This is a genomic window from Vibrio sp. 10N.222.52.B7, assembly GCF_041474275.1.
Taxonomy (GTDB): domain Bacteria; phylum Pseudomonadota; class Gammaproteobacteria; order Enterobacterales; family Vibrionaceae; genus Vibrio; species Vibrio crassostreae_C.
This window is the reverse complement of the sequence record NZ_JBFRTU010000005.1, coordinates 48,380-55,477: the sequence shown is the minus strand read 5'-3', so window position 1 is coordinate 55,477 and position 7,098 is coordinate 48,380. Positions and strand designations below refer to the sequence as shown.

Genomic DNA, 7,098 nt, shown 5'->3' with positions numbered 1-7,098 from the left:
TTTTGTATAGAAAAGAGATCATAATTAAAAACCTAAAATCGCCATTTATTTGGTTATTATCTCTATTATGTGCATATACAATATTTAGTTACTATTACCATGGTTCAAGCTCTAGAGAGATGAGAGCACTGCTTGGTTCGACACTGTTTCTTTTATTTTTTCCATATCAAATCCTGACTCAAAGAGTGATTCAATGGATAGTTTTAGTCGGTAGTTTTGCTGTATGTGTCAATAGCGTATATTTCAACCTTTATATAGGTATAGAACGTGATGCTGGCTATATAAACCCAATACCTTACGCGACAGCTTGCGCTTTGATATCCATAATCGCTTTCTCTTTATTGCTAGATAATTCATCTTTAAAGGGAAAAACACTTCCTTTGATAGCTTTTTTATTGTCACTCCCACCTATTATCCTAAGTGAAACTAGAGGTATCTGGTTAGCGTTTACTTTGAGTATCTTTTTTATATTCATTACTAAATGCATTAAGAACCCGCCTTCAAAAAGGAAAATATTACTTGCCTTTATATTCACAGCCATTCTAACTTCTACTGGTGTATTCTTATTTAAAGAAAAAATAAATGATAGATATGACAGAACCATCTATGAAATAGAGAGAATACAATCAAATGACTATAGTACTTCTATTGGGCTTAGGCTACAAATGTGGATGCTGGCACCAGAACTAATAAAACAAAAACCAATACTAGGACACGGACAAGAACAACGAGAAATATTAAAAGGTAAGTTGAAAAATGGTGAAATATCCAAACAACTTTTTCACTTCGCTTCAGCTCACTACCACAATCAATTTTTAGATAAAATGGTTAAGTCTGGAATTATAGGGCTAACACTTGTAATTGGACTTCTAATTTATCCACTAATGATAGTGAAAAATTTACCATCACTCGATACATATATAGTGATTGGTTTAGTTAGTCTATTTTTCATTGCAGGGCTAACAGATGTCCCTTTCAATCACCCTCAACCCCTGATGTTGTATTTATTGTTCCTTCTACCTATTTGCTCAAGATGTAAGAGAGTTACCAATGACTAAAATATTTGTCATAAATTTAGAATCTTCCACAGATAGAAAAAAAAACATTAGTCGTCAACTAGATGAACTATCTCTTCCTTTTGAGCTCTTTTCTGCCGTGGACGGCAGAACATCACCTCCTCATCCATTACTGAAACGTTATAATGATGAATTAAGCCAAACATATAGAGCAAAAACGCTTAACGCTGGTCAATTAGGCTGTTACGCAAGTCACTTTTTACTCTGGGAAAAATGTATAGAGCTAAATCAGCCAATAATTATTATTGAAGACGATGCTTTGTTATTTAAAAAGACATTTTTAAATTTTTTAAAAGATATTCCTGAACTACCTGAATCTATCGAATGTATTCGGTTATTTAATAATAAACGTCGAGAGTTCAGTTCTTATTCTATACTAAAATGTTCTTCGACCAACATCCACAAATTCACAAAAGGGCATATGAGTACAACTGCTTATTATCTTACACCTCAAGGAGCGAATAAACTGTTACTACACTCTAAAGAGTGGTACATGGCTGTCGACATATATATGGATCGATTTTGGGCGAATGAAGTTGAATGCTATGGAACTAAAGAACCTTGTGTCACTAATGACCCTAAGTTTGACTCTGAAATAGGCTACGCAAAAAAAACAGCTAATAGAAGTCTATTAAAAAAATGTAAACGTGAGTGGTTTAATCTTAATGAAACCATCCAACGCCATCTACATAATATAAAATTCAAATACTCGAAGCGGTAATCCAATGAAAATTCTTATTGCTAGTTCCTACTATCATGCTCGAAATAGTGTACGTCCTGAAGCCGAAATGTTTATAGAAATGGTAAAGCAAGGTCATGAGGTCACAGTTCTTACCCAAGGCGATGCAGAATACGCTCAACGGTTTCAAGAAAATGGCGTAAGAGTTGTTGATGCCTACCCAAATAAAAAGATTTGTTTAAAGACTATCAAAGCTTATAGGGCTGAACTGAACAGCAAAGCCTATGACATTTTTTATGCATTTAATTCTAAGACGATACCAAACGCTGCGTTTGCTTGTATTGGTAAGAAAACAAAATTAATCACATATCGCGGGACTACAGGTGGCCTGTATCGCCATGATCCTTCAGCCTACCTCACTCACCTGCACCCAAAAGTCAGTGGTGTTGTATGCGTATCAAAAGCTGTCGCCAATGACGTTAAAAAGAGAGTTTGGTGCAATAAAGATAATGTAGTTACCATCTACAAAGGTCACGAACTAGACTGGTATACTGTTCAGGAAAATAAGCCAGAAGAGTTTGGCTTAGACTCCAATAATGTCATTGCTGTGTGTGCTGCTCATGTTAGGCCCAGCAAGGGAATTGATGTTCTAATCAGAGCTACACACTTTGTTGATAACCCAAACTTTCATCTTCTTTTAATTGGCAGTGGTTACGAACCTTATTTTGATATGGCGAAAGATAGCCCTATGTCAGAGAGAATACACTTCATTGGTCACAGAAAAGATGTTCCATCCATTATGGCTATGGCTGATTTTCAAATTCAACCATCAATCAGTGGAGAGGGGCTCCCAAGAACGATTGTTGAAGCCATGGCGAATGGGACACCATCCATCGTAACGACAACTGGTGGCTCCCCAGAACTTATTGAAGAAAACGAAACTGGCCACATTGTTCCCGTAAAAAACGCTCAGTTATTAGGTGAATCTATAAACAATATGGCGAAGAATAAAGAACATTGCGCGGAGATGGGACGTAAAGCAAAGATCAGACTTCAACGCTACTTTTCGTCATCAGAAACAGTAAAACAGCATATTAACTTTTTTGAAAAACTAACTAAGAAATAATTTGATACTAACAGGGCAGGAAAATGATTTAGCCTGCCCTAACGATTTAGTTCTGATCTTTGATAATTTTATTTATCACTTCTTTTTGAATCTCGACTGTCGCATTGAGTTGTTCTAAAGAGCTCAACTGGTAATTGCTCTTGTCATTGGCTAAGACTTTAAGCTTCAATTGTAAATTTTTCATATCGCCATTAGAGGCCAGTTTGTACACAGTCACAAGTGACAGCCACTTTCTCGATGAAGATTTAAATAATTTAGCTACATTTCTCTTATACGTATTTTCTAACAATTTACCAATGGGCATTTTATTAACACTCATAAAAGGTAAGTCGTGTAAGGTTAGCTCTACATCCATAGATTCAGCAAAGTCATACCACTTTTCATCGTCAAATGCAGGAGAGAAACGAACTCCTTTCCAAGGGATGCGAAGTGCGTCCGCAATAATTGCACCGTGCATGGCCTCAGTCACAACGGACTCACACTCTTGAAGAGCCAACAAAAAAGTCTCGACCGGTTGTTTTGCTGTAATGTATGTTAAACCTATCTTCTGGCAAACTTTATCCCAATCGATAAAATCTTCACTACGATGATGAGGTATAAAGCCAATCTTCCCTTTTTGTATTTCCGCTTTAGGGAAGTCAACTTCACGAAGGAGATAAGCACCATCTCCAACCACCAGTTCGGGTTTTAACCCTAATTTTTTTGCCGTCCTAGGCCCTCTTACACCATAAACAGTACACTTGTCAGATAACTTGGGGACGTTCCACTCCCATGCACCTGATGAGAAAATAATAACTTCGTCCGCACCTGAAAGCGTTTTATTTAATCGCTTCTCCGTCAAAATCGTCCCTATGCCTAAAAAATAACGAGAGCTATCTTCTACAATCAAGTCACCAAACAGTTGTGGCCATAGCCAAGGGTTAAGATCATCCCCTACATTGTAAGTATCTGACAGGCAGTACTCTAATTTAAAAGCCACTGGTTAACTCCTTTCTTTTTCGATAAGCCACAAGCCAACATATTTATTGAAATTCACTTGAGCGTAGGTCATAGCCATGATGAAACCGACACTGCCATCCATAAAGCCACGGCGGATAATATAGACCAAGAAGAACGTCCATATTGCTCTTATTAGAGCAAGGAATAGGCCGTGTGACTTCTTACCTTTACGGTGGTACTTTTGAGAACCAAGCCAAGCATATTGCGCTGCTTTATCTAAGCCGTGCCCATAATCTCTGTGGGTATAGTGGAGCAAGTAACCTTTCAGAGTGCCCGTCGTTCCTTGTTCCGGTATAGCGGTTTCATGAACTTCATCCAACGTATATCGAGAGCCCTCTCTTTTAAAGAGTCTCAACACAGCACGAGCACTGCGGCCATGTTTTAGAGTCGTGCCATAAAGCGTCACTCCCCAAGGCAGCTTGTACGCAGTGTGTTTGATTTGATCTTGTTTTAATAGTTCAACAAGAGCGTTGCTCATCTCTTTATCGAGAGCTTCGTCAGCATCAATTGATAGCACCCAATCACATGTCGCTTTATCTAGCGCTCGCTGCTTTTGCTTACCAAAACCAGGCCAATCTGTGATTGTCACGTTATCTGTATATTTTTGGCATATTTCAACGGTTGCATCTGTTGAGCCACTGTCTAGAACAATCAGTTCATCGGCAATATCAACAACAGATTTAAGGCAAGTTTCAATTCGGTCTTCTTCATTCTTGGTAATAACAATGACAGACAGGGTATGTTTTCTCATTATTCAGCCCTAGAATTTCCAATAGTTTAATGATTTACGGATTTTAAAGTTACGAATCCAATTTTTTGGCTTGTTATCTTGCCAGCCGCTTTCTAGCACATCAGTAATAGCACTCAGAACTCTCGCTGAGGATTGCCCATCTAAATATGGCGTTATCGACGGACCATAATTAGCAATGGCTTTATCTCTTGCTTCATCAGGCAGCATCGCTTGTTGAATTGCTGATTCTAACTGTTCCGCTTGGGTTATATTAATGAAGCTCGTTTGAGGGTTTCGATTATTGACCGTAACAACAGGCTTATTGAGCAACAAAAACTCCTGAAAAATCGATGAGTTGTCACATACCATCACATCAGCACGATGCTGCATCTCAATCACTCGATCATTATCGAAGAACAGAAGATTATCACCTTCCAACGCTTGGTATTTCTCTCGTGTCTCTAGCTTCATTTTAGGGTGCAGTGTGACTAACCATTGCCACTGGCTCAGTTTGCTTAAGCGCTTAAGCTCTTCATAAACCAATTCGGCACAGGATAAGCTTGGCGAAAAAGTGGAAGCAAATAGAATTTGCGGTCTTTCAAAATGCTTGTCACTGGCTTGGTAATTAAACAAGCTATCGAGCTTCAGCCACCCGGTCTCTTTTACTTGAAAATAGCCGCGCTGTTTAGCTAGTGGTTCCAATGAGCTCGTTCTTTCATGGCCTTCAGTGCAATACAAATCAAATAGACCACGTTCAGGATATAAGTTCCCTCGTTTGCTCTCGTTCAAACCGTGAAACACTTGCACCTTCAATCCAGGGATAAAAGCAGGAACGCGATCGCCGGGCACTAGAACGGCAGAAGGATTAAAGGCAATAGCTTCTGTCAAAGAGACGCTCTGCTCTTGATCCAGTAAAAGATGTTCAGAAGCGTCTTCACCAACAAGCAACCACTTAACCTCATGGCCGAGTTGCTTCGCGTAATCATAGAATGGGCGAAGAATAGCAAATGAATAATTTTGCTCGACGTAGAGCAAGAAACGATAGGTTTGATCGGTTTGCATAAGCGATGAGATAAAATTCACCATGTCCGTTTGAAAGCGCAACTAAGCATTTAATTATAACGCTCTTTACTTTCGAGATTGAAGAAAATACTCTTCTGAATATTGATTTTGCCTTCTGGTGTCACTGTTCTTATGCTTATACGACTTATCTATACTCTCATATTGTCATTAGCTTCTCCGCTACTGCTGTATGGGCTTTATAAGAGCAAACCTGGAAAGCCAAGTTTTGGTCAGCGTTGGAAAGAACATTTCGGGATCACACCGCAAGCTCAAGGTAAGAATCCTATCTGGATTCACGCAGTATCGGTTGGTGAATCGATTGCCGCCGTACCGATCATAAAGCAACTGAAGCGACGCAATCCAAACCAAGCCATTATCGTTACCACCACAACCAGCACGGGTGCAGAGCAGATAGAAAAACTCGGTGATTTGGTCGAACATCGCTACATGCCGATTGATTTTTCTTGGTGTGTACGAGGCTTCCTTAAATCAGTAAAACCAAAGCAAATGTTGATTATGGAAACAGAGCTTTGGCCAAACACGTTACATTGCGTCGCGAAAGCTGGGATTCCTATTTCAGTACTCAACGCTCGCCTATCTGAGCGCTCGTGCCAGCGCTATGCTAAATTCCAATCCGTCTTTAACCTTCTAGCGAAAAACCTTTCTCAAGTACTCTGCCAATACCCAAGTGATGCTGAGCGTTTTATACGATTAGGGTTAGATAAAGCATCGGTGCATGTGACAGGCTCAATCAAGTTTGATATTGAAGTCTCTTCTGAACAAGTAGAAAAAGGTAAAGCTTTGAGGGATCAAGTCGGCTTTAATCGTGATGTCTGGATTGCTGCGAGTACCCACCAAGGTGAAGATGAAATTGTTTTAGATGCTCATAAGCAACTTCTAAAAGACAACCCAAGAGCGTTATTGATGATTGTACCTCGTCACCCTGAACGATTCAGCCAAGTGACGGAACTGGCTAAACAGCAAGAATTCAACACCATCACTCGAACAAGTCAACAACCTATCGCCTCTGATGTTGAAGTGTATATTGCTGATACGATGGGAGAAATGTTGACCTTACTCGGTGGTGCTGATGTGTGTTTTATGGGAGGAAGCCTTGTAGGCGATAAGGTAGGTGGCCACAATCTTCTAGAACCAGCAGCCCTACAACTACCTTTATTGAATGGTCCTAGCTACTTTAACTTCAGCGAGATCACAGACAAGCTACTGGAAGCCAATGCCGTGGTTATATGTCAAGATAGCCAAGATATCGCAGGCCAACTCCAACGACTGTTCAAACAATCAGAGCTGCGCAAAACTAAAGGCTTAGCGGCTTATCAAGTAGTTGAGCAGAACCGAGGGGCGTTGGATAAAACCTTGGAATACATTCTTAGCTAACAACTATTTGACCTAATTAGCCTTGGTAGCC

The 7,098-nt window shown here is 39.7% G+C and carries 7 protein-coding genes; 4 read left to right on the top strand and 3 right to left on the bottom strand.

The genetic code is table 11. The features are described from left to right. The 3 genes from AB4512_RS02385 to AB4512_RS02375 form a co-directional block, all read left to right on the top strand. On the top strand, positions 1-1,058 hold a 1,058-nt coding region (locus AB4512_RS02385; RefSeq protein WP_372174292.1), incomplete at its 5' end, for an O-antigen ligase family protein. Beyond that, complete coding sequence (locus AB4512_RS02380) at positions 1,051-1,797, top strand: glycosyltransferase family 25 protein (RefSeq protein WP_372174290.1); 747 nt, start codon at positions 1,051-1,053, stop codon at positions 1,795-1,797. The genes AB4512_RS02385 and AB4512_RS02380, both read left to right, overlap by 8 nt. A gap of 4 nt (positions 1,798-1,801) precedes the next feature. Then, positions 1,802-2,881 carry a glycosyltransferase family 4 protein gene (locus tag AB4512_RS02375; protein ID WP_371725386.1) on the top strand — a complete coding sequence of 360 codons (1,080 nt, stop codon included), beginning with the start codon at positions 1,802-1,804 and terminating at the stop codon, positions 2,879-2,881. 46 nt (positions 2,882-2,927) lie between these two features. Here the strand turns inward: AB4512_RS02375 and AB4512_RS02370 are convergent, their stop codons facing one another. The 3 genes from AB4512_RS02370 to AB4512_RS02360 are packed head-to-tail and all read right to left on the bottom strand — an operon-like array spanning position 2,928 to position 5,672. Then, positions 2,928-3,860: a polysaccharide pyruvyl transferase family protein gene (locus AB4512_RS02370; RefSeq protein WP_372174288.1), complete on the bottom strand. Its 933-nt coding sequence runs from the start codon at positions 3,858-3,860 to the stop codon at positions 2,928-2,930. Between the two features lie 3 nt (positions 3,861-3,863). Next, positions 3,864-4,631 (bottom strand): glycosyltransferase family 2 protein, encoded by a 768-nt coding sequence (locus AB4512_RS02365; RefSeq protein ID WP_102508080.1) that lies wholly within the window; start codon positions 4,629-4,631, stop codon positions 3,864-3,866. A 9-nt stretch (positions 4,632-4,640) separates the two neighbouring features. After that, a complete protein-coding gene (locus tag AB4512_RS02360; RefSeq protein ID WP_372174286.1) occupies positions 4,641-5,672 on the bottom strand; it encodes a UDP-N-acetylglucosamine 2-epimerase in 1,032 nt (343 codons plus the stop codon). A 132-nt stretch (positions 5,673-5,804) separates the two neighbouring features. On the opposite strand from AB4512_RS02360, the gene waaA reads away from it, so the two are divergent. After that, the gene (gene waaA, locus AB4512_RS02355; protein ID WP_372174284.1) at positions 5,805-7,067 is read left to right on the top strand and encodes a lipid IV(A) 3-deoxy-D-manno-octulosonic acid transferase; all 1,263 of its coding nucleotides are present in this window, start codon (positions 5,805-5,807) and stop codon (positions 7,065-7,067) included. Positions 7,068-7,098: the final 31 nt, after the last annotated feature.